21 protein-coding genes and 1 riboswitch are annotated in these 20,021 nt (G+C 42.6%); of the genes, 6 read left to right on the top strand and 15 right to left on the bottom strand.

Going from position 1 to position 20,021, the window contains the following annotated elements; genetic code table 11:
* Positions 1-5: 5 nt before the first annotated feature.
* The 3 genes from L4D12_RS11925 to L4D12_RS11915 form a co-directional block, all read right to left on the bottom strand.
* Positions 6-947, bottom strand: a complete 942-nt coding sequence (locus L4D12_RS11925) for a DMT family transporter (RefSeq protein ID WP_428448065.1) — start codon at positions 945-947, stop codon at positions 6-8.
* Positions 948-1,097, bottom strand: a complete 150-nt coding sequence (locus L4D12_RS11920; RefSeq protein WP_428448064.1) for a hypothetical protein — start codon at positions 1,095-1,097, stop codon at positions 948-950. It lies immediately after the preceding gene.
* Positions 1,098-1,648: 551 nt separating this feature from the next.
* Positions 1,649-2,881 (bottom strand): serine/threonine protein kinase, encoded by a 1,233-nt coding sequence (locus L4D12_RS11915; RefSeq protein WP_428448063.1) that lies wholly within the window; start codon positions 2,879-2,881, stop codon positions 1,649-1,651.
* A gap of 675 nt (positions 2,882-3,556) precedes the next feature.
* Here L4D12_RS11915 and L4D12_RS11910 point away from each other — a divergent pair.
* The 3 genes from L4D12_RS11910 to L4D12_RS11900 all read left to right on the top strand — a co-directional run bounded on the left by L4D12_RS11910 (position 3,557) and on the right by L4D12_RS11900 (position 6,998).
* Positions 3,557-5,218, top strand: a complete 1,662-nt coding sequence (locus L4D12_RS11910; protein ID WP_428448062.1) for a cache domain-containing protein — start codon at positions 3,557-3,559, stop codon at positions 5,216-5,218.
* Positions 5,219-5,358: 140 nt separating this feature from the next.
* Positions 5,359-5,637 (top strand): hypothetical protein, encoded by a 279-nt coding sequence (locus L4D12_RS11905; protein WP_428448061.1) that lies wholly within the window; start codon positions 5,359-5,361, stop codon positions 5,635-5,637.
* A 149-nt stretch (positions 5,638-5,786) separates the two neighbouring features.
* Positions 5,787-6,998: a sugar efflux transporter gene (locus L4D12_RS11900; protein WP_428448060.1), complete on the top strand. Its 1,212-nt coding sequence runs from the start codon at positions 5,787-5,789 to the stop codon at positions 6,996-6,998.
* Positions 6,999-7,110: 112 nt separating this feature from the next.
* On the opposite strand, the gene L4D12_RS11895 is transcribed toward L4D12_RS11900, so the two are convergent.
* Positions 7,111-7,497 carry a DUF2541 family protein gene (locus tag L4D12_RS11895; RefSeq protein ID WP_428448059.1) on the bottom strand — a complete coding sequence of 129 codons (387 nt, stop codon included), beginning with the start codon at positions 7,495-7,497 and terminating at the stop codon, positions 7,111-7,113.
* Between the two features lie 303 nt (positions 7,498-7,800).
* Between L4D12_RS11895 and L4D12_RS11890 the strand changes: the two genes are divergently transcribed.
* Entirely contained in the window at positions 7,801-8,271 is a 471-nt protein-coding gene (locus tag L4D12_RS11890) for a GNAT family N-acetyltransferase (protein WP_428448058.1), read from the top strand.
* 73 nt (positions 8,272-8,344) lie between these two features.
* Here the strand turns inward: L4D12_RS11890 and L4D12_RS11885 are convergent, their stop codons facing one another.
* Positions 8,345-8,530 carry a hypothetical protein gene (locus tag L4D12_RS11885; RefSeq protein ID WP_428448057.1) on the bottom strand — a complete coding sequence of 62 codons (186 nt, stop codon included), beginning with the start codon at positions 8,528-8,530 and terminating at the stop codon, positions 8,345-8,347.
* A gap of 322 nt (positions 8,531-8,852) precedes the next feature.
* On the opposite strand from L4D12_RS11885, the gene L4D12_RS11880 reads away from it, so the two are divergent.
* Positions 8,853-9,773, top strand: a complete 921-nt coding sequence (locus L4D12_RS11880) for a DUF808 domain-containing protein (RefSeq protein ID WP_428448056.1) — start codon at positions 8,853-8,855, stop codon at positions 9,771-9,773.
* A 76-nt stretch (positions 9,774-9,849) separates the two neighbouring features.
* Here L4D12_RS11880 and L4D12_RS11875 read toward each other — a convergent pair whose 3' ends face one another.
* The 10 genes from L4D12_RS11875 to L4D12_RS11830 form a co-directional block, all read right to left on the bottom strand.
* Positions 9,850-10,509, bottom strand: a complete 660-nt coding sequence (locus tag L4D12_RS11875) for a DUF799 domain-containing protein (RefSeq protein WP_428448055.1) — start codon at positions 10,507-10,509, stop codon at positions 9,850-9,852.
* A gap of 3 nt (positions 10,510-10,512) precedes the next feature.
* Complete coding sequence (locus L4D12_RS11870; RefSeq protein ID WP_428448054.1) at positions 10,513-10,860, bottom strand: DUF4810 domain-containing protein; 348 nt, start codon at positions 10,858-10,860, stop codon at positions 10,513-10,515.
* Positions 10,857-11,180, bottom strand: a complete 324-nt coding sequence (locus L4D12_RS11865) for a hypothetical protein (RefSeq protein ID WP_428448053.1) — start codon at positions 11,178-11,180, stop codon at positions 10,857-10,859. Before L4D12_RS11865 ends, L4D12_RS11870 begins: the two co-directional genes overlap by 4 nt.
* Positions 11,181-11,182: 2 nt before the next feature.
* Positions 11,183-12,160: a CsgG/HfaB family protein gene (locus L4D12_RS11860; protein WP_428448052.1), complete on the bottom strand. Its 978-nt coding sequence runs from the start codon at positions 12,158-12,160 to the stop codon at positions 11,183-11,185.
* Between the two features lie 267 nt (positions 12,161-12,427).
* Positions 12,428-13,174 carry an ABC transporter ATP-binding protein gene (locus L4D12_RS11855; RefSeq protein ID WP_428448051.1) on the bottom strand — a complete coding sequence of 249 codons (747 nt, stop codon included), beginning with the start codon at positions 13,172-13,174 and terminating at the stop codon, positions 12,428-12,430.
* Entirely contained in the window at positions 13,174-14,220 is a 1,047-nt protein-coding gene (locus L4D12_RS11850) for a FecCD family ABC transporter permease (protein ID WP_428448050.1), read from the bottom strand. Before L4D12_RS11850 ends, L4D12_RS11855 begins: the two co-directional genes overlap by 1 nt.
* Complete coding sequence (locus L4D12_RS11845; protein WP_428448049.1) at positions 14,220-15,386, bottom strand: TroA family protein; 1,167 nt, start codon at positions 15,384-15,386, stop codon at positions 14,220-14,222. Before L4D12_RS11845 ends, L4D12_RS11850 begins: the two co-directional genes overlap by 1 nt.
* 261 nt (positions 15,387-15,647) lie before the next feature.
* Entirely contained in the window at positions 15,648-18,137 is a 2,490-nt protein-coding gene (gene ptsP / locus L4D12_RS11840; RefSeq protein ID WP_428448048.1) for a phosphoenolpyruvate--protein phosphotransferase, read from the bottom strand.
* Between the two features lie 15 nt (positions 18,138-18,152).
* Positions 18,153-18,464 (bottom strand): PTS fructose transporter subunit IIB, encoded by a 312-nt coding sequence (locus tag L4D12_RS11835; RefSeq protein WP_428448047.1) that lies wholly within the window; start codon positions 18,462-18,464, stop codon positions 18,153-18,155.
* A 224-nt stretch (positions 18,465-18,688) separates the two neighbouring features.
* A complete protein-coding gene (locus tag L4D12_RS11830; protein ID WP_428448046.1) occupies positions 18,689-19,051 on the bottom strand; it encodes a hypothetical protein in 363 nt (120 codons plus the stop codon).
* A gap of 245 nt (positions 19,052-19,296) precedes the next feature.
* On the opposite strand from L4D12_RS11830, the gene L4D12_RS11825 reads away from it, so the two are divergent.
* The gene (locus tag L4D12_RS11825; RefSeq protein WP_428448045.1) at positions 19,297-19,806 is read left to right on the top strand and encodes a M23 family metallopeptidase; all 510 of its coding nucleotides are present in this window, start codon (positions 19,297-19,299) and stop codon (positions 19,804-19,806) included.
* Positions 19,807-19,897: 91 nt separating this feature from the next.
* Positions 19,898-19,997, top strand: a riboswitch (TPP riboswitch).
* Positions 19,998-20,021 lie beyond the last annotated feature (24 nt).

Raw genomic sequence — 20,021 nt, 5'->3', positions numbered from 1 at the left:
CAAGGTTATGGTTGGATCGTCGCTTTCGCCTGTTTCATTGTCCGGTGTTTTTTCATCATGGATAGCACGATTTCCCCCATGCCCCCGCCGATGACAAGGATCCCGCCCAGCGTTTGCAATGCCGTCAATGATTCGCCAAACATACTGATACCAATAGCCGCACCGACAACCGTCTCTAGGTAAGAGACACAAGCCAGTTCGGCGGCTTTCAGGTGTTTAGCTGCAATGGTGAGGAGTGATAGTGCGCCAAAGCCAATGAAAAAGCCCATTGAAATCAACCAAATCCAAGAGCTGGTATCCATATCGGTCAGTGATGGGGGATTGATGGCAAAACAAATACCAATGGCAATGCCACCAAAGAAAAAGTTATAGAATGAGCGAGAGTCAGAGGTGACATCGGTACGATAGCGACTGAAAAACAGATACAGGCCATAGCCAATGCCGGACGCTAAACCGAGCATATCCCCAACGAAGTTCTCTTTTGAAAAGGAGAGGGACACGGTTAAACCAGTGGTCGGATCATAATTAATGATGCCGATAATGAAGAGACAGCCGATGAAAACAGCGGTGAGTAAACTTGCTGTCAGTCGTGAAATTTTTTCCGTCAGGAAAATCGCTGCCAAGATGGTAGAAAAGACAGGGCCGGTATAAATAAGGAATACCGCATTTGCTAGTGTTGTGTGTTGTGTTGATGAAACATAAGCCGCTAAACAAAGGCCTAAACATGTTCCGCTAGCAACGATAGAAGGGGTGAGTTTCGTCGATTTGATAAGTAGCGCTTTTCCTTGATAATACATCAGAGCAAAGACACAAATAGCACCTACTGCCATCCGGGTAAAAGCAATAACATCACCACTTGTATTGATATTACGTGCAAATAATCCGACACAACCCATTAAGGTTGCTGATATGATCATGGTGGTATAACCTAATGTTTTAATATTCATTTATTCACCTTTACTATTGTTATTACTTGATTGCTCATTAAGCATTCCACCGCCTGTAATATGGTGATAGCCAAAAATAACAGCAACGATTCCCCATAGCAGCAGGTTGGAAATGATAAATACATCAACTGACCAATATTCAGTAAGCATTTTTACCCCTTATACAAGAACACAATAGGCTGATAAAAATGAGTAGGTGTTTATGGTAATCAAACAAATAGCCGTTTGCTGGTACTTAGATTGAATCACAATAGGAAAGATAACTAGTCAAAAACTGCTGGTTACTTGCTAATTACTGCTGATGGATTTAGTTTGTGAAAAGAGAAGGAGTCGAGGGTATAAAGTCAGCACGAATTGATATTATGATGGCAGTTTTTAGCTAGTTGGCTGAATTCAATATTTTAATATCACAGTGAGAGTATCTCAAATTTCATTAGAATACTGACATAACGTGATATTTGAAAAATAAGGGGATCGGCACATGACAAAGATAGTTGTATGTAACGGGTATGATACTCAGTCGCCAATGTCATCTCTTGGCGATCCTTAAATAAACGAACTGGATCACGGTTAGGTGCATTTACAGAGATAAATCTTGAGTTGTTGACAAAAAACCGGAATCCAAGTGGATTCCGGTTTTTTATTGGTAATTAGGACTGTTTCCATCCATAGAATGTCCTAAAGGAGATATATTATAATAATTAATACTCCCAGTGGCTGATATTATGTGCACCTGTAAATTGATTAGGGAAGTAATCCTCACATGTACCTTCACGCCATACATCCGCAGTGGCACAGTGTAAGCCGCCGCCGAAGGCGTAAGCATCACGCAAATCAACAGGAATAACGTCAAAACCAAGCTTATCAAATTGCTCTTGTTGGGCTTTTTCTGACGCTTCGACACACACTGTTTTATGGTCAATAATCAGTGTATTCATTGATAGCCATGTACTTGAGTAGCATAGTGGTGGTGGGGTATCCCAAGCTGGGTTAACCGCTTCAACAATCTGCCAGTCATTCTTTTCAAAGATTTCGCGTTGCCCCTTGAACAATGGACGGTGGGGGTTAAGCAGCATTAGTCCAGGACGAAGCGGACAGAATGTTGCATCAATATGGATTGGGTGGTTATCTTCAAAGCTTAAAGTATGAACACGGTAGCCCTGTGGCTCATACTTACGCTTGATCCAGTGAATACCTGCCAAGTTCGTTGTTAGCCCGTGCTGAACAAAGATATCTTTACCTAAACGCATCACATCTGCAGCATCAAAAAGAATATCGGTTTCTTTGGTGCTGTATTCTTTACGTAGTGAACGAGCCATAGTTTCTGCATCAGAAAGGTGCTCATAAGCCGCAACATAATCCATGCGGAAGCTATCATCGGAAAGACGAGGGCGTGGTGCTTGTTCAATTAAGCAGTTAGGATCGGATTCGAAATATTCACGAAGCAAATCAACATAAGCCAGATATTCAAAATAACGGCTACGGAAGCTCATTGGTGCCATGATAATATTTTTACCCATGGTTAATAGGCAATCACGTGGCGGCATGACACCAAAACCAGAGCTGATGGTAAAATCAGGGGTAGAGATACGCTGATGCCAATCTACCGCTCCCGGACGGTCAACAATAATGCCGCGATCTTCCAGTAGCTTAGCAAAGCCGTTCAAGCACTCATTGGCGCGATCTATCGTCTCTTGAGTTCGGCGGCCAGCTTTTCCACCCCGCATTGGAGAGTCAGCAGGAATTTTTTCATTACTGGCCGGGCAGGCCTCTGGGATATGTTGGTTATCTGCAATACCAACAATAACATGACGGAGAGGATCGAAGTCATTATAAGATTCAACATGGAGGCCGGGACGAACATAGGGTACGCCACTGTCTTTTCTTTCGAGTGGTGTAGACGCATTTGGATATAGATCGTTGGATATACTCATTACATAATCTCCAAGAGAAGTAATATGAACAACATAATAGGTATATTAATAACTATCGTCCCATGAAAACCATATTTGGCCGATCGCTAATAGAAGTTATCTATAATATACGTATTAATAATCAAGTGGCCGATATTTTCAATATAAAGTAACAAGTCTGACTTTATTTGAAGAGCTTAAATGGTTTGGCTCTTCAATGGTTATAATATGCCGAGTTAGCTTGGTGAAATATAGTCATTTTATGCTGATAAATAGCTGTTCTCTGCTCTCACCGTGCAATGTTTAACCCATATCTAAAAATCTATTAGAGACGGTATCTGAACATTAACGGTGGTCATCATCAGAACAGAATCCACTAAATCCAGAACATGAGAGGTTCAGTGCTTAGCATGTTTTCACCTATAATGCCATTGCTTTTGTCGTTAATGGGGCTTTCTATCAGCGTCAATGATAACCAATTCGAGTTTGCTATATGCATAATGAAATGAACGCTGCCTAGAAATCAATGCTAAGGTTGGCTATATAGCTTGTTCTGCAGAGAATCGAAACTGATCCCTAGTATATCGTAAGTATTTATCGTTATGATGAAAATTCTTGTTGGGCATTCTATCAATATGTAATTAGCTTCATTATAATCGCCTAGTTGTTGTTATTGAAATCAGTTTGGCGTGTTGGATGAGAAAACTTCCTATTTCCGAGATTAAGTTCTTTTTTTTCCGCTTTGTTGCTGTTTTTCTAGTGCTGGTGTCGATTTTTGTTTCCATTTTTTCTTACGACTTGCTATCAGAAATGGAGCTGCGAAAAAGCAATGTGAAAGTTCAGCAAAAGGCATTACTCGCAGGGAAAAAAGAGTATATCGAATGGGTGATGGGCTCTATTGTTAAAGAAACGGTGTTGTTAGCGGATTTGCTTAGTCTGCAACAAATTTATCAAATTGAGTCATTGCCTGATACTGAATCAAAGCAACGGTTGCAGCAGCAAGTGGGAAAAATGTTGCAGCAAGTGAGTCAGAGAAAGGAAATATACGATCAAATCCGTTACCTAGATATCAACGGTAATGAGATTGTGCGGATTAATTTCAAGAATGGCCAAGCCATTGTGGTACCACAAGAACAGTTGCAGAATAAGTCTCACCGTTATTATTTCACTGAGGCACTCAAGTTGCAGTGCAATAAAGTCTATATCTCTCCGTTGGATCTCAATATTGAACATGGGAAACTGGAGATCCCTTATAAACCTGTAATTCGCTTAGCTCTTGCCGTCTATGATAAAAAAGGAGATAAGCGAGGGGTGGTTGTCATCAATTATTTGGCTGATTACCTAGTGAAAGGGATGAATATCTTTAACCTTGACAGTGGTACTAACTACATGATGATCAACCGGGATGGTTATTATTTGTTTAATAATCAGTACCCAGACCTTGAGTTTGCTTTCATGTTTAAGTCTAAGTTATCAGAGACGATCTACTCTCAATTTCCTGCCCTGAAAGAGACAATCCAATCAACACGATCCGGGCAAGTAGAAACAGACCATGGGATCATGACTATCGAATCTGTCGGGGCGGCAAGCCAGTCAGATCCCTATTGTTTTCAGGAATTTCATATTGCAGACAACGGTGCGACCGCGTGGAAACTCATCTCATATGCGGATTATAATAAGCAGCTAGACTTTGTTGCTTTGCTCTCACGTCATCAGACCTTCATGGGGTTGAGTATATTACTCAGTCTTGTGTTGGCTTACTTCATCGCACGATATCAATTATGGAATTATAGAGATGATAAGCATATTAATTATCTGGCGCATAATGACAGTCTAACAGGCCTGATTAATCGTGTTGCATTTCAGAATCAGGCTAAAAATTTGCTTAAGGCCAATGCGAAGGCCGGAAAAGCCGCAGGGTTGATTTATATCGATCTGGATGATTTCAAACGGATTAATGATGCATACGGGCATGCTGTTGGCGATCAAACCCTTCAGCAAGCTGCTGCGGCGATGAAAGCGGTATTCGGCCACAATGCCTTGTTGGCGCGTTTAGGAGGCGATGAGTTCGCTGTTTTATTGCATCATCCTAAACAGATGGAAAATCCGGAGCATTACGTGAGGTCGTTATTACAGTTGTTACGGCAGCCTATGGAAATTGCGCCTGGCGTTTTTCATCCCATTAACGCGAGTATCGGGGGGTATATCTTCACTGAGAGTGAGGAAGATCTCAATGTATTGATGAATAAGGCAGACATGGCAATGTATGAAGCCAAGCGCAAGGGTAAAAATCGATATTTCTTTATTTATTCTGAATGCAATGCCGGAGAGAAAAAGTCAAAGATATCCATTTGCTGATAGTCGTATGCCGTTTACGTAATGTGGACGGCAGCCATCCTGATAGTTAGGATAAATGACATTTTGCAGGCGATGTCAAAGTACGGGTAGGACGCTTGGCGTAGTCTTGATAAACATATCATCAGGAAGGGTGAGTTATCATGAATACATCGTCTCGCAGTAAGTCGATAGCGTTAATTTCTGGATTAGTCTTTATTGCAGGTTTAGGTGCGTTTTATATGAATGCGTTTGGCCTGCTACCGATATTTGTCATTATTATTTCGTTTTTTATGCTAGTCGTGCATGGCGTGTTATACCTCTCTGGCCATCGAGAGGAAGGGGTGTTCGAGGCTTATCAATACTCAAGGAAGACAATGGCAGGAGCAATGCATTTGGGGATGAATGATAAAGCTTCGGATGACAATAACGATCCTCGATAAGCATCCAATTTTGTGTTGAGCTTTGTTCGATTCTCCAAATATTGTAGGTACACTACACAATGCAGGCATAAGTCTGATAATTGATTAATCTTGAGCGTAATTTTAGCCCGCTCAAGGTGATGTGGTCATCCTCATGGAGAGATGGATGTATGGTAAATCGTCGGTTTGCATTGTTTCGTGGCCAGTCAGGCATTATTTTTGTTTCTAACGGGCTGACGGCATTAGCATTTGCTTTCATCCTTCCCATTATGAGTTTGTTTCTCGTTAAATCGTTACATGTGGCACCGGCTTTAATTGGCGTTTATACCACTGTCACATCAGTGATGACTATCCTGGTCAGCCAAAAGTTGACAGGGCTGGTTGATAGCGGTGTATCCAGTAAAAAGCTATTTATTCTGTCACTCACCGCAATATGTGGCGCTGCTATCGCTTTTTCTGTTGCCAGTGAGTTCTGGCATGCGTTAGTGATTGGGGGTCTTCTGATGCCCGTTGCCTCATCATCCATTCCCTTGATGCTTGCGATGATCAGAAAATATGCTGATACGATAGGTACGGATAGTACAAAATTAAATTCACAGATGCGGTCCGCTGTTTCTCTATTGTGGATATTTGGCCCGCCATTAGCGTTTCTGTCAGTGGAACATTTGGGTTTTCGCTATAATTTTATGTTGTCTGCCGGGATTGCATGCGTTGTGATTGCGATAGCGGTGTATTCCATGCAAGAGCCCGTAGTGGATCCCGTGACAGTGGAGCGGAAGGGGCGGTTAACAGGGAATGACCTGCCAAAAGAGTTGTGGATCCTGGCTTTGGTGATATTTTTTGCTAACATGGGGCACACGACTTACAACAATGTTATGCCGCTTTATATCACCAGCGACTTAGGATTACCGACCTCTTACCCTGGATTTTTATTTGGGCTGACGGCTGCCGTTGAGATCCCTGCGATGCTGCTGGCGGTAAAGTGGTCCAATGATTTTGGCAAAATAAGGGTATTACAATTTGGTTTTATATTAGCGGCAATATTTTACAGTGGCATGTATTTTACTTCTGCGCTACCTACATTATTAGGGCTTCAACTGCTTAATGGTATTTTTTACGGCATTTTTGTGGGGCTAGGTATTACTCTGATGCAAGATGCAGCTCCTCATTGTATTGGAAAAGCCTCCGCTTTTTGTACTAATGCGATGCTGATTGGTACCATGATGGGCACAAGTCTGATGGGGGTAATATCGCAATATTATGGATTTAAAGCCCCTTTATTGTTGAGCTTGAGTGCAATTACATTAGCAGTACTAGGGCTTATTGTTTTTGAAATGCGTTTGGCAAAAAAAGAATTGCTGAATATTGAGGCTGGAATATAACAGCGGTACACTCGATATTATTTCTTTTTATTACTTATCCATTAAATCGTTATCAAAAAGCCCAGTAGGTTGACGTTACTGGGCTTTATTGTATTTGGTTATTTAATGTCGCTTATTTCTGGCGGCCATAGACACGTACGCCCGCAGAGGAATTATCAGCTTTTCCGAATACTTCAATATGTTTCACGCAACGGGTATAAGCAAATTTACGCCAGTCTGTTTGCTTATTTTTGTCCAGAGCACGGTAGAAGTTAATGGTTTTGGTGTCACCATTTTTAAAGGTCACTTTTACACGCTCAAGACGCAGGTCGCGATCAGCTTTTACGCGAATTGCATCCACTCGACGACAGACGAGTAACGGGATCTCTGCGCCATGATTACTCTTACCCAGTAAAATGGTACGGCCTAGCGTGATTTTGTCATCGGCATGGGCCAGATTGGATGCCCCGAGCAGGCTCAACCCCAGACATAATGTGGCGATCAATGTTTTTGTATTCATCAGTTCTACTGCATCAGAATATAGAATAAAGCAGGCTTTTGACTAGGCTGCAAAATCAGTCCCTCAATCATCGCTTGCCAGTAATTGATGGGAATGTATCCTCCCTGTTCAACAGGCAGAGCTTACCACTAGCGAGATGAGATTAAGACAAATCTATGTAAATTTTCGCATGTGTTTCTCATTATGTATTGAGTGTGCTGAGGTTACTTGGGTATAACAGTGTTAGGCTTTGTAGGGCTCTCTGTTATTTGATCAAATAGGGGATGAGTTGCAATGCAAAGTGTTAATCATGAGGAGGTTTCCGTGAACATAGTTAACGTCGATGAAAGTAATCTGGCGGTATATTTACATTTAAGTCAGCCCTATGAAGCGGAGTTCTCGGTATATACCAAGAAAACCCCGGATGAAGCCGGGTTGTTTGCGATGGATACCGTGATTGGTGGCAATGTAAAAGGTTTTTTGCTGTATATCGATAATGCTCCTGCCGGATTGGCGGCGATAGCAGAAACGGCGTCCGGGCATTATGAGGTGTGTGATTTCTACGTGGTGCCCGTGTTTCGACAAAACCGTATGGGTCAGCAGTTTGCCCACCAGCTCTTTACGATGATGCCGGGAGAGTGGGAAAGCAAACAAATAGAAGGGGCGGAACATGCGATCGCATTTTGGCGCAGAGCTATCGGTGATTATACCAATGATCACTTTGTTGAAGATATTTACCCAGATAGTTATTGGGGGCCAGTGACCAGACAATGCTTTTCTACTCAGAAACGCTGAAATAAACCGGGCGTATTACACAATCAGTCGGTGATTCAGAATAAAGCAACGCAGACTATCGCCTGCGTTGTCGTTAGCAGTTGCCTTTTTTGGCTTGACCTGGAGGGCAGAAGCTACCATTACCGTGTCCGTGATTACTGCTCTCATTGGTTGATGCCTTAATATTCACGCCGTCAAGTTCCCCTTCAATATGGGTAAGCTGGCATCCGGTTAAAGACAGGGTTGCTAAAAAGGTAAGGCAAAGGAAATATTTCTTCATTGTTTAGGCCTGAAAATGGATAACTAGAATACTGAAAGTGCAAATTGTAGTGTTTATTTCACCATGCGTGTCAAAACAACGTCAGGGGCAACAAATGCCATTGGAACATGTATTGGGCAAAAAATAAGCAATGCGAAGATGAATAAGTACCCTAAAGTAGTGGTATGTTGATGATCCGCCATAAAAGATGTCTAACTAGCTAGATAAATGGTGGTAATATCTTGTTACATTTTAGTGAGTGATATTCATTGCTGCATGTTTTTCGGCAAAAATGGCAGCACTCGCTACTGTTAACAATAAATAGAAAAATTTGAGGTGCCAAGTGGCTGGAGCAAGTTTATTAACCTTGTTAGATGACATCGCTACCGTGCTTGATGATGTTGCTGTGATGACAAAAGTAGCAGCAAGAAAAACGGCAGGCGTCTTAGGGGATGATTTAGCGCTGAATGCTCAGCAGGTCTCTGGGGTGCGGGCAGAGCGAGAAATCCCCGTGGTTTGGGCGGTGGCTAAAGGGTCATTACGTAATAAGCTGATATTGGTACCCGCAGCGTTAGTGATCAGTGCTATTGCTCCATGGTTAATCATGCCGATGTTACTGCTCGGCGGTTTATTTCTGTGTTATGAAGGCTTTGAGAAGATAATGGAGAAAATTCTCCATTCTCATCGACCTGAAGAATCTGACATGCTTGAGCAGATGGATGGTGTAGAGGATTTGGTTGAGTTTGAGCGTACCAAAATACAAGGTGCGATTCGGACGGATTTTATCTTGTCGGCAGAGATCATTGTGATTGCCTTGGGTACGGTTCAGGGAGCCCCTATGATGACTCAAGTGGTGGTCGTGAGTATAATCGCACTGATTATGACTCTTGGTGTATACGGCTTAGTCGCGGGCATTGTTAAGCTTGATGATCTTGGGCTATATATGGTGCAACACAGTCAGCCGGGTACTTTTAAGCAAGGTATTGGCGAAGCATTAATAAAAGCGGCACCTTATCTGATGAAGTTTTTGGCTGTGGTCGGTACCATTGCAATGTTCCTCGTCGGCGGTGGTATCGTAGTTCACAGCATTCCGAATTCCCATGTGTTGCTTGAGCACCTTGCTCAGCAAGCAGCGGTTGTACCGGGAGGCTCAATGATGCTCCCAATGGTTGTGAATGGTGCCATTGGTATCTTCAGTGGGGCAGTGGTGTTGATTGTTGTATCACTGCTTAGCCGAATAAAGGCGATGGTGAAACCGGCGTAATTTGTCGATAGTATCTGTTTATATAAAAAGCCGCACCTTACTGATTAAGGTGCGGCTTTATGTTAATTGATTATAATTATAGTTCTGTTGTTTTTTCTTTCGTTAAATATGGACCATTTGGAAGATAAGAGCTTGGATCTTGATAGAATACTTGGTAATTAGCCATACGAGTCAATGGCATATAATCAGGTGCAATTCTATTGATAGTTGCTGAAATGGCTGCGCTGACTAGATCAACGATTAAATTACCTGATGAAGAATTTTGTGGGGTATATTCCAAATGCTTTGTTGTCTGCCAAATAGTATTGCCATCTTTATCTTTGAATTCATAATTAAAGTCTACACTAGTCGTGCTTGACAATAAAAGCCAGGTTGTATCCCACTTATTGATAGTTACATACAAAATAGCATCAGCTCCAAATAGTTGGCTCATTTTTTTTGTGTCAACTTTGTGGATCTCTGCTGGTTCGTATAGGCCTTCTTGTTCTAATATTGTTTTCACTGTGTTTATTGGGTAAACATAGTAGCCTTTTTCGGCTAAAACAACAGGTAAAGAGCTGTAAACGGCCAGTGATGCATCGACATCTACACTGTTGTTAACTACAGGTAATATCAATATAGAACGTGGTTTATGCTGTTCAAAACCAGTTTGTCGTTCTACTTTTGTCGTCTGACATGCAGAAAGAATCACTGTAAAAAATAAGATGCTGAAAAATTTAAAATATTTTGATGGCATTATTTAAATCCGTTTTGACAGGTTGTTGATTAATGTGTCCATTAAAGGTTTACTTTCTGGCCAATATGTTGCTTCTTTTTTGTATAATTCTATTGCTTGTGAAATATTACCTGAATTTAAAAGGAATGTACCTGCTTCTGCACACAGACCTGGAGCCGGCTTTTGTCCTTGTAGTTCAACTTCTTTTACGTGTTCAATAATGGTTACTGGAAATTCTTTTGATGCAACCGGGTCGTGATAATAGTTATACATACCTTCATCATAATTATTCCAATTGTATAATGTATTTGATTGACAACCTGATAATAGTAAAACAATAAAGCCAAGTGAGATTTTTTTATATGTTATCATCGAATTGTAAATCCTTTAGTTACATCATCACCGATAAAAAATTGTTCTTTAGTCTTTATTTCGTTATTTTTTCTTATTTCAATGATATGAGTACCAGGGATGATACGAAGGACATTTTCGGTTGTTATATATTGATCTGCGGAACCCATGTTTAATCCATCGATATAAATAGTATATTCAGATAGATCAATATTATCACTGGCAGATGAAAATGAAATTGATGCTTGGCTGTCAACAGTTGAACTCGTTGATGTCGGTAATTGAACACAACCAGAAATAATAAAAGCAAATAGGACACCAGTAATTATATTTTTTTTCATTATTATTTTTCCTCCATGACACTTAATGTTTCTAAGCTATAATTGTTAATGTTTCCAGAAGTAATAATTGATATAGCACCTTCATTTGTCTCATTTTCACCAAATGTTTCTTTAACTTCTATCTCAGCAATCTTTTTTCCTGGCAAATCAATCATAAAACCAGTTTGTTTCGATTTAACTTTTCGTCCTTCTTGTATGATATCAAAGCTCATTCCTGCTTTAATACCTTGGCTCTTACCGCCACTGATATATACATATCCATCTTCTATAGCGAGTATGTCAGCTTTCCATGGTCGTTTTTGTAATTCTTGAGTCAGTTTATTTACAGCATCAGAAATCGCATTAGATATTGCAATATCGTTTAGTGTACCGTCGTAAGATGCTTTGGATCCAAATCCAGCCACTGACGCTGACTCTGTTGTCGCTTCACCAATACCCGAAAATGAATAGAAGACATGGCTTGTTTTTGAGTCAACTAAGCGTAGGTCGACTTTTGCATGCGCTATTTGTTTTTTAGTCGAGGATAGAAATCCGCTTTCTCCTACTGTCTTTCGTCCAAATTCAGTAAGGGAGCCAATAAGTAATGTATCAACACCAACAAGGTTTAATTTTTCACCGGTAAGGTTAGCTTCATCTTCAAGACGTTTTATATCCGGACGCTCAAAGACGAGATAATTCTCACTTTCGGTTAAAGCCTTTGATAGCATATCTGTTACTTGTTTACCGAGGACATCATTGTTGTCATCACGAAGTAGTGATTTACCATATGCAGTTTCATTCGTGATTCGGCCTAAGGCCACTTTGCGCTTTAGGCTAGGTTTTGTTTGATGTAAAGAGTCAATTGCTTGCTTTTGAGCTTCCTCTTGTTTTTGAATTGAATTCGGATTTTCTATTATATTTTCTTGAGGGGTTTGAGTTGCACACCCAGAGGTAAGGCTAGCGGTTAGCAATGTACTTATGAGTAACGTTGCTTTTTTCATTATGATTATTCCAAATAAATGAAAGTTAAATAGTATGTTATCCTAACATTCAGTGTTATTTTGGTGTATATGTTTGAAGGTGATATGCATCATGTTTTGATTCTGATCATACTATTCTCAATATTAAATGAGATATTCATTGTTTATTTTTGGATAGTTAGGGTTTTGTCTCTTTATGACAAAAGAGACAAAACAAGATGTTAATTATTGTGTGGCTGTGAAATGTTTTATAGAAGAAGATTGTATTCGTTTAACATGCAGGTATGATTATTTGCTCATAACGACTATGGGCCTGTCATCAAAATGAATGATCTGCGAGTCAATATTAAATAAAGTATCGATTAATTCGGACGTGATGATGTCTTTAGGTTGGCCATAGGCGAACAATTTACCCTCATGAATCGCAGCAACTTTGTTTGAGTGCTGTATGGCTAGATTTAAGTCGTGAATCACCATTATTGCACACGCATTATAGTGTCGCGTATACCATGAAATATAGTTCAGTAGTTTAAGCTGGTTACTCATATCCAGTGCTGACGTCGGTTCATCGAGGATCAGTATATTAGGCTGATTAATGACGGCTTGAGCTAGGCCGACCATTTGACTTTCCCCGCCAGACAATACGTTACATTGCTTATTCGCTAAATGAGCGATCTCCATCTCTTGAAGCAGTGATACCGTGCGTTCAACACTATTTTTTTTGGTAAATAGAGATCTATTTCCGATATTAAGCGTTGTCACCAAAAGTTCGATAACACTGATGTTGGCATTAATTTGATGGTTTTGTGGTAAATAACCGATGTCATGGATTGATACTTTCGTATCATTTAGGGTTGCATCTATTTGATGTAATCGTAGCGGACTTGTCATCTGCTTCAGTAAAGTGGATTTACCCGCCCCATTTTTACCAATCAGTGCGATCACTTCACCGGCTTTGATGACTGGGATCGACAGGCCATCCAGCACCATTTTATTGCCGAACGATACAGAGACATGGTTTATCTTAAGCTGCATTAGAACTTACCGCCTTTTTTAATGATCAGGAAGATAAAGAAAGGAACCCCGATCATTGACATCACAACTGTGAGGGGGAGGATGGTTCCGACCATGATTGATTTACTGGCAATTGATGCCAGTTCGAGAAGAATGGCTCCAATAATGAAAGATGCGGGCAGGAAGTATCGCTGATCTTCGCCGATTGTCATTCTGGTGATATGTGGGGCAACTAACCCTACGAAGCCAATGGCCCCGACAAAGGATACTGATAGCGAGGTGATCACCGAGACCAGTAGTAGTGTTTTAACGCGTAGACGTTTTACGTTGATCCCCATGGATTCTGCGCGTTCGTGACCGATTTTTAATGCGGATAATTTCCATGCATCATTCATCATGATAGCGAGTACGATTGGAAGCATGATCGCGAGAATAGCAATTTTTTCCCAACTGCCTCGATCCAACGACCCCATTTGCCAGAACACCAGTGTTTGTAGCTGAGTTTCGCTGGCGATGTATTGCATCATGGTCAGCAGACTGTCGTAGGCAAACATGATAGCAACACCAAACAGCATAACGCCTTCAATTGATATGCGTTTTAGCGATGAGATCCCCGCGATCAGAAACGTGGTTAATAAACACATCACAAATGCCATGCATGCCACTTGATATTCTGTCGGAATAAGAGGGATCGCGATGACATTGGTGATGACCAGTGAGGCTCCAAAGCCAGCTGCGGCAGAAACGCCAAAGGTATACGGATCTGCCAGTGGATTACTGAGCGTTGTTTGCATCTGGGCTCCCGCCAGAGCTAATGCTCCGCCAACCAATGGGGCCATTAATGCCATCGGCATTCTGATATCCCAGATAATGATGCGGGTTGCAATATCGCTATGTGAGGGAGCGAAAACGCCACTAACCACCTGACTGAAGCTTAAACCGTGGGACCCAATGATAATATCCGCGAGAAGGCACATCACACTTAACAGTAGAAATAGCGTAAGGGCAATATTTTTCTTTTGGCTACGACGATGATGCACGTCCAGCGCGCGAGTCACCGAAGCCATTACTTCATTACCGCGCTATTTTGTTGGCCAAATGTACCGGATACTGCCCGGCCAGTGAATTGTGAATGCATCTCTTCAAAGGTGTGTTCAGGATGCAGTGATTTAAATTGTTCTGGATGAATCCATTTTGCGAAATATTCCATGGCGATTAAGTTGTATGGCGAGTTATAAAATGGCATGTAAATGGAATAAATATTTTTGCTCTGGTAGCTACTGAGTGCCTGCATCCAGTGGCGATCCATGAGCTTGCTGGTGGCTTGACTGATCGCTTGTGTCTTGGTTGGCGCGTATCCCAATGGAATGCCATTTGATGGATTTCCGTTTTTATCAATCCAACCTGTGGTTAACATGATATAGACATCCGGTTGTGACACGATCACTGTTTCTGGTGACATATTTCCAGTGATCGCACCTTTAAGGGGTTTATCCGCAACATTAATCGCATGAAGGAAGGGGATATAGGTGCCCATATTGCCTGTTGCAAAGGTGCGGCAACAGGAATTACCGTAGCCCGCCGCGCGTTCTATAAATACTCGTTTGTTTTTTTCTGATTCAGGTAGCGCTGAAACTGTGCTTTTTAGATGATCAACATGCGCCTGATAATAGCGGGTAAAGGCGTTACCTTCTTGTTCTCGGCCCAGTGCTTTTGAGAGTGAATTGATTGATGATACGGTGTTATTGAGTGGATCTTCTTTAAAATCAATGGCAATAACGTTAATACCAGCTCGTTCTAATTTATCTAACAGGCCTTTGTCTTGTGCAATTTTGATACTCGATAGATCCACAATAAATAAATCTGGTTTTGTTGGTAGATTGATGAAGGATTCCACATCAAATTCACCGGATTTAATCTTACCGATAGTGGTTATCTTGAGGAGGGAAGGGTAAGCCTTGGAATAGTTCGCGTACATACTGGGGGCTGAAATACGCATATCGTCACCCCACGCGACGAGATGTTTTGCAGCATCTTGTTGATAGAGTATTTCAAGCACAGGGAATATACGCCCCACTGATAATGCGACATTCTCAGGTTGATGATCTATTGTGATGTGCCTACCTGCTACATCAGTGACGGTGACAGGAAACTGAGCAGAAAATGCGTTGAATGAGAATAGTGCAGATGTGAAAAGGGATGTAAAAACAAAGGATTTGATGTTGCGTTTCATGGGATAAGCCTAACAGTGCCAGTTTTCGCTAATGGTAATAACAATGCTTATCATTTAGTATCAGTAAAAATGCAATATTATAGACCGTATATGATGTGCTTCAGTTGGCGTAAATCTCGGCGAGAGGGTTGTGAAAGTCGTTGAAGCGTTGTGATCACAAGTGCTTGCTGGCAATCAAGCGAAGATGAAGAGAATTGGTGACTAAGAATCCTAAAAGAAAAGGGCACAGACAGAGCTGTGCCGCGATTATTTAAGGATTAATTATAACGCCAGCTCTTGCTGTAGTAGGGAAATGATTTCAGCGGCACTGTCACAGGCTTTCAGGCTGTCACGGAAGCTTTGGTGGATCAGCTTACGGGCCAGGCTTGAGAAAATACGCATGTGTTGATCACCTTGATCCTGGTTCAAGGTCAGCATAATGATAAAGTCGACATCACCGGAATCGGACTGCCAGTCAATCGGATTCTCGAGTTGTGCAATACTGATACTCGAATGGCGAATATTGGCTGATTTGGTGTGTGGGATGGCAAAACCATGGCCAAGGCCCGTTGAGAATACCGCTTCACGAGCCCATATGTCGTCTTCCAGTTTATATGCATCATCGGTACGGCTAGTGATCCCTAGATTGCCGACAAGCGCCTGAATGGCTTCTTCCTTGTTGGCAAAATCTGCATGTTTAAAGACACATTCAATGTCGAGCAGCGATTTAGGGCTTTCTGTATTCATCGCGCTATTAAGCAGGGCGGTTACATCCGCAATCGTTGGACAGGCACAGGCATCGTTAAATAGCTGCTGGCAGTGTGCATAATTCAGAGAATGTAATGCAGTTTTGGTCGCGGCAATTTTGGGTGCACCCATACTGATTTCGTCTAACCCTGCGCCGACCAGCAGTGGCAGCACGTTGGTATCTGCACCTAATTCACCACAGAGACCCACCCATCGACCATGCTGATGAGCGGTGTCAACCACCTGACGTAACATACGCAAGAAAGCTGGTGATAAGCTGTTATACAGATGCGAGACCTGATCATTATCGCGGTCAACGGCCAGTAGATACTGGGTCATATCGTTTGAACCGATACTGAAAAAGTCCACTTCTTGGCAGAATTGATCGATGATAAAGGCCACCGATGGCACCTCGACCATGATGCCTAGCTGAAGGTGACGGCAATAGTCGACTCCTTCTTTATCGAGTTGTGCCTTAACAATATCGAGCTGTTGTTTGACCCAGCGGATTTCCTCGATGCTTTGGATCATCGGGATCATGATTTTTGCTTTGCCATACACTGAGGCGCGTAAAATTGCACGAAGCTGAGTATGGAACAGAGCCAGAAATTGCGGGTAGATCCGCACCGCACGGTAGCCAAGAAACGGATTGTGCTCGTGAGGCAGATTAAGGTAATCAATCGGCTTATCACCACCAATATCCATGGTACGGATGATCACCGGCTTGCTGTTGGCAGCTTCTAATACATCACGGTAATGCTGGAACTGCTCGTCTTCATATGGTGCTTGATCGCGGTCCATAAATAGCATTTCAGTACGGAAGAGACCTACCCCTTCTGCGCCATTGGCAAAGGCTGTTGGTGCTTCAATAGAGCAGGCAATATTGGCTGCTACTTCAATGCAATGGCCGTCAGCTGTGCTAGCTTGTTGATGAGCAAAAGCTTGCTGTTTTTCTTGTTGGTTCTGGTTAAGCAGTAGCGCACGATTAAAATATCGCTGGACGCCCTCATTCGCATCAATGGCTAAGACGCCCAGCTGGGCATCAAGGTAAACACGAGAGTTAATTGCGGTGGCGCATTGGCTGATATCAATCCCAGACAGCGTTGGAATGCCGAACGCTCGGGCAAGGATCACTGTGTGCGAGGTGCTGCCTGCGTGAGTCAGTACTAATCCTTGCAGGTAGTTTTTGTCCAGTCCGAGAAATTGACTCGGTGTGAGATCATTAGCAATGACGATGCTGGGTTTGGTTAACGTGAAATCTTGCTGACACGGTACATCGGGATAGGCGGCGATCAGTAATTGGGTTGCTACGTCCTTGATGTCGACAACTCGCTCTTGTAGGTACGTACTAGCAGATTGCTGCAGTTGAGCCGACAGTTTCTCCACCATTGCCAGAATAGCATTGGCGGTGGAGTTCGTCGGTAGTAAGGCTTCAATACCCTCGATAAAGCTGCTGTCATTCAAGATCGCCAAGTGAGCGGCAATAATATCAATTTCAAGTTGACCTGCTTGCTCTATGGCCGCTGATAACTGATCGGCCACAAGCTGATGGGCGTGACTAAAGCGGGCTGCTTCGTTGTCGCAAATTTCGGTTGCAAACACGCTGAGTTCAGTTTGGCTGAAGCTGATTAATTCCCCCGTTGTAATCCCTGTTGCTAAGCGTTTTCCATGCAGCAAGGTAGGAGAATGGCGTAGTAATGATTGCGGTAGCACCACCGCGTGAGTGTCAGCAATAGTTTCTATGGCTTCATCACAGTGTGGAAATTCTTCAGCGAGGTATCGGCTTAATGCTTCATGGGCTTGCGGGCTATCGCAACCTTCAAATGTCATGGTGCATTGGTCGTTTAGCAGGGTGTCCGTACCGACAAGTGCCAGCACACTTTTTGCGTTGCCGGTATTGCCGTTACGGCCGTTAGTTAGACTGATGTCGCAAGCAAACTGGCGACAGATTTTTTCTAGATGAGTCGCTGGACGCGCATGAATGCCATTGGGAAGTTCACAGCGGAAAGATAATTCATGTTTCATGGTAACTGCCTGTAATTAATTCGCTAACTGTTGCTGACATAGAGAAAAGATATGACGAGGTTGCTGTAATGCATCTTGAATGGAGACCTCAATACAACGGTGATTTTTAAAACGATCACTGTGTTCAATATTGATATCAGCGGCAAGAATGACGATGTCGGCCCGCTGGATATCTTGCTCGGTAAGGCGGTTTTCAATCCCCATCGCACCTTGGGTTTCAACTTTAATGCTAATACCCAGTTTTTTAGCAGTCTCGGTTAGTTTATCCGCTGCCATATACGTATGAGCAATGCCTGTAGGGCAAGCTGTAATCGCGACCACTCTCATTCTTTTCTCCTGTCATGGAAAGTCCTTATGCTGACAATATAGGGAGAGGAGAGCAGGTTCGATAGAAGAGAAAGCAAGCTTTTACTGGATATTTGTAACGGTCGTCAGCAAGCGTGATAGGGATCGCACTTCAGAGCCCCGGTATAACGGGGCAACTGAACTTGTGCATGTTGGGGAATGTTGAACGGTCGTAGGGTACCAGTTAAAGATAATAAGTAGCATTTTTAATGCGGGTTTTTGGCATTGAGGATGTCTGCCAAAGGCATTGCTTGCTCGGTTAACTGGTTATCACGGTAGTGATAGCTTAGGCACTCATTGGCACTGGGGTCACTGAATGATTTATTGATTTGGTAAGGTGTGCCCTTGGCAAAGTGCCACAGAAAGCGTTCAAGTGCCTGGTCGAAAATCATGGTTTTTAATGACGGGGAAGGGGATGAGAAGGTGAACTGAACCAGATCGACGGGCGCGCTTTGTTCTATGCGTTTTTTCTCTATGCGTTTGAAACCAAATTGTGCGGCTTGAGGAATAATCCCTCCCGGTAGAAGATGAGCCGGAACGGTTAACGCCGCTTGTATCAATGTCATCATGGACTCCCTGTATGATGCCTTGCGGACACCCATATTGGCATGAATTCGTGATCGAGTTCAATGAGATTGTGTCGATAAAAATCACCCTGCGCCTAAAAATTGAACCGTCGCTATGAAATGATTACGTCGACTGATATTTTAAGCCTAGTCGCTATTAATCATGGGTGTTTTGGTATTGAGTACAGTGAGTATGCTCAGCCCTTTGTGTTGGCGGTAACCCTCTTGTAATGAAAGGATTTATTACAGTGAAAAAAGTATTTTTAGTCGCATTTATTGTCATTTTTATTGGTCTGGTTTTTCCTGCGGCTTCTCTCATTCCCGTCGATAAGGCGAGTTGTAATGATTGGAACCATCAAACCTTTTGGTATGAGCCGTGGGGCAGTTCAGGGGTGCATAAAGGCATTGATATCTTTGCCAAGAATGATACACCCGTTGTAGCGGCCACCAGTGGGATCGTGCTGTATAGCGGTACCCTAGCAAAAGGCGGCAATGTTATTGCGATACTAGGGCCGAAATGGAGTATTTACTATTATGCCCATTTAAGTGTGATTTCAGATAACGCCACTGGGTGGGTAACGCAAGGAACACACATTGGTAAAGTCGGTAGTACCGGTAATGCCAAGGGCAAGCCCGCCCATCTGCATTATTCAGTTTTATCCCTGTTTCCGTATGTGTGGAACATCACTACAGAAACCCAAGGGTGGAAAAAAGCCGTTTATTTAGACCCTGCCAGTACTTTTGTTGCATGTGATTAGTAGTGGACACTAATTATGCGATAACCCACAGAATCCACATTCTATACAGCAAGATATATTGTTCTTTTACTCAAACTTGGTACTATCACAGCATATATAGTCGGGGGGCCAGTAGGCTGAGATCGCATGTTGCGAGACCCGTTGAACCTGATTCAGTTAATACTGGCGTAGGGAACTATCCATCTTGCTTGTGACGATTTGATCTCTTTCCCGCT

This window comes from Photobacterium nomapromontoriensis, assembly GCF_050336815.1.
GTDB lineage: Bacteria > Pseudomonadota > Gammaproteobacteria > Enterobacterales > Vibrionaceae > Photobacterium > Photobacterium nomapromontoriensis.
This window is presented reverse-complemented; position numbering and strand designations above follow the sequence as displayed.

Coding starts and splice junctions, on each gene's coding strand:
- L4D12_RS11925 (WP_428448065.1), bottom strand. CDS start 947: ATGAATATTAAAACATTAGGTTATACCACCATGATCATATCAGCAACC.
- L4D12_RS11920 (WP_428448064.1), bottom strand. CDS start 1,097: ATGCTTACTGAATATTGGTCAGTTGATGTATTTATCATTTCCAACCTG.
- L4D12_RS11915 (WP_428448063.1), bottom strand. CDS start 2,881: ATGAGTATATCCAACGATCTATATCCAAATGCGTCTACACCACTCGAA.
- L4D12_RS11910 (WP_428448062.1), top strand. CDS start 3,557: ATGAGAAAACTTCCTATTTCCGAGATTAAGTTCTTTTTTTTCCGCTTT.
- L4D12_RS11905 (WP_428448061.1), top strand. CDS start 5,359: ATGAATACATCGTCTCGCAGTAAGTCGATAGCGTTAATTTCTGGATTA.
- L4D12_RS11900 (WP_428448060.1), top strand. CDS start 5,787: ATGGTAAATCGTCGGTTTGCATTGTTTCGTGGCCAGTCAGGCATTATT.
- L4D12_RS11895 (WP_428448059.1), bottom strand. CDS start 7,497: ATGAATACAAAAACATTGATCGCCACATTATGTCTGGGGTTGAGCCTG.
- L4D12_RS11885 (WP_428448057.1), bottom strand. CDS start 8,530: ATGAAGAAATATTTCCTTTGCCTTACCTTTTTAGCAACCCTGTCTTTA.
- L4D12_RS11875 (WP_428448055.1), bottom strand. CDS start 10,509: ATGCCATCAAAATATTTTAAATTTTTCAGCATCTTATTTTTTACAGTG.
- L4D12_RS11870 (WP_428448054.1), bottom strand. CDS start 10,860: ATGATAACATATAAAAAAATCTCACTTGGCTTTATTGTTTTACTATTA.
- L4D12_RS11865 (WP_428448053.1), bottom strand. CDS start 11,180: ATGAAAAAAAATATAATTACTGGTGTCCTATTTGCTTTTATTATTTCT.
- L4D12_RS11860 (WP_428448052.1), bottom strand. CDS start 12,160: ATGAAAAAAGCAACGTTACTCATAAGTACATTGCTAACCGCTAGCCTT.
- L4D12_RS11855 (WP_428448051.1), bottom strand. CDS start 13,174: ATGCAGCTTAAGATAAACCATGTCTCTGTATCGTTCGGCAATAAAATG.
- L4D12_RS11850 (WP_428448050.1), bottom strand. CDS start 14,220: ATGGCTTCGGTGACTCGCGCGCTGGACGTGCATCATCGTCGTAGCCAA.
- L4D12_RS11845 (WP_428448049.1), bottom strand. CDS start 15,386: ATGAAACGCAACATCAAATCCTTTGTTTTTACATCCCTTTTCACATCT.
- ptsP (WP_428448048.1), bottom strand. CDS start 18,137: ATGAAACATGAATTATCTTTCCGCTGTGAACTTCCCAATGGCATTCAT.
- L4D12_RS11835 (WP_428448047.1), bottom strand. CDS start 18,464: ATGAGAGTGGTCGCGATTACAGCTTGCCCTACAGGCATTGCTCATACG.
- L4D12_RS11830 (WP_428448046.1), bottom strand. CDS start 19,051: ATGATGACATTGATACAAGCGGCGTTAACCGTTCCGGCTCATCTTCTA.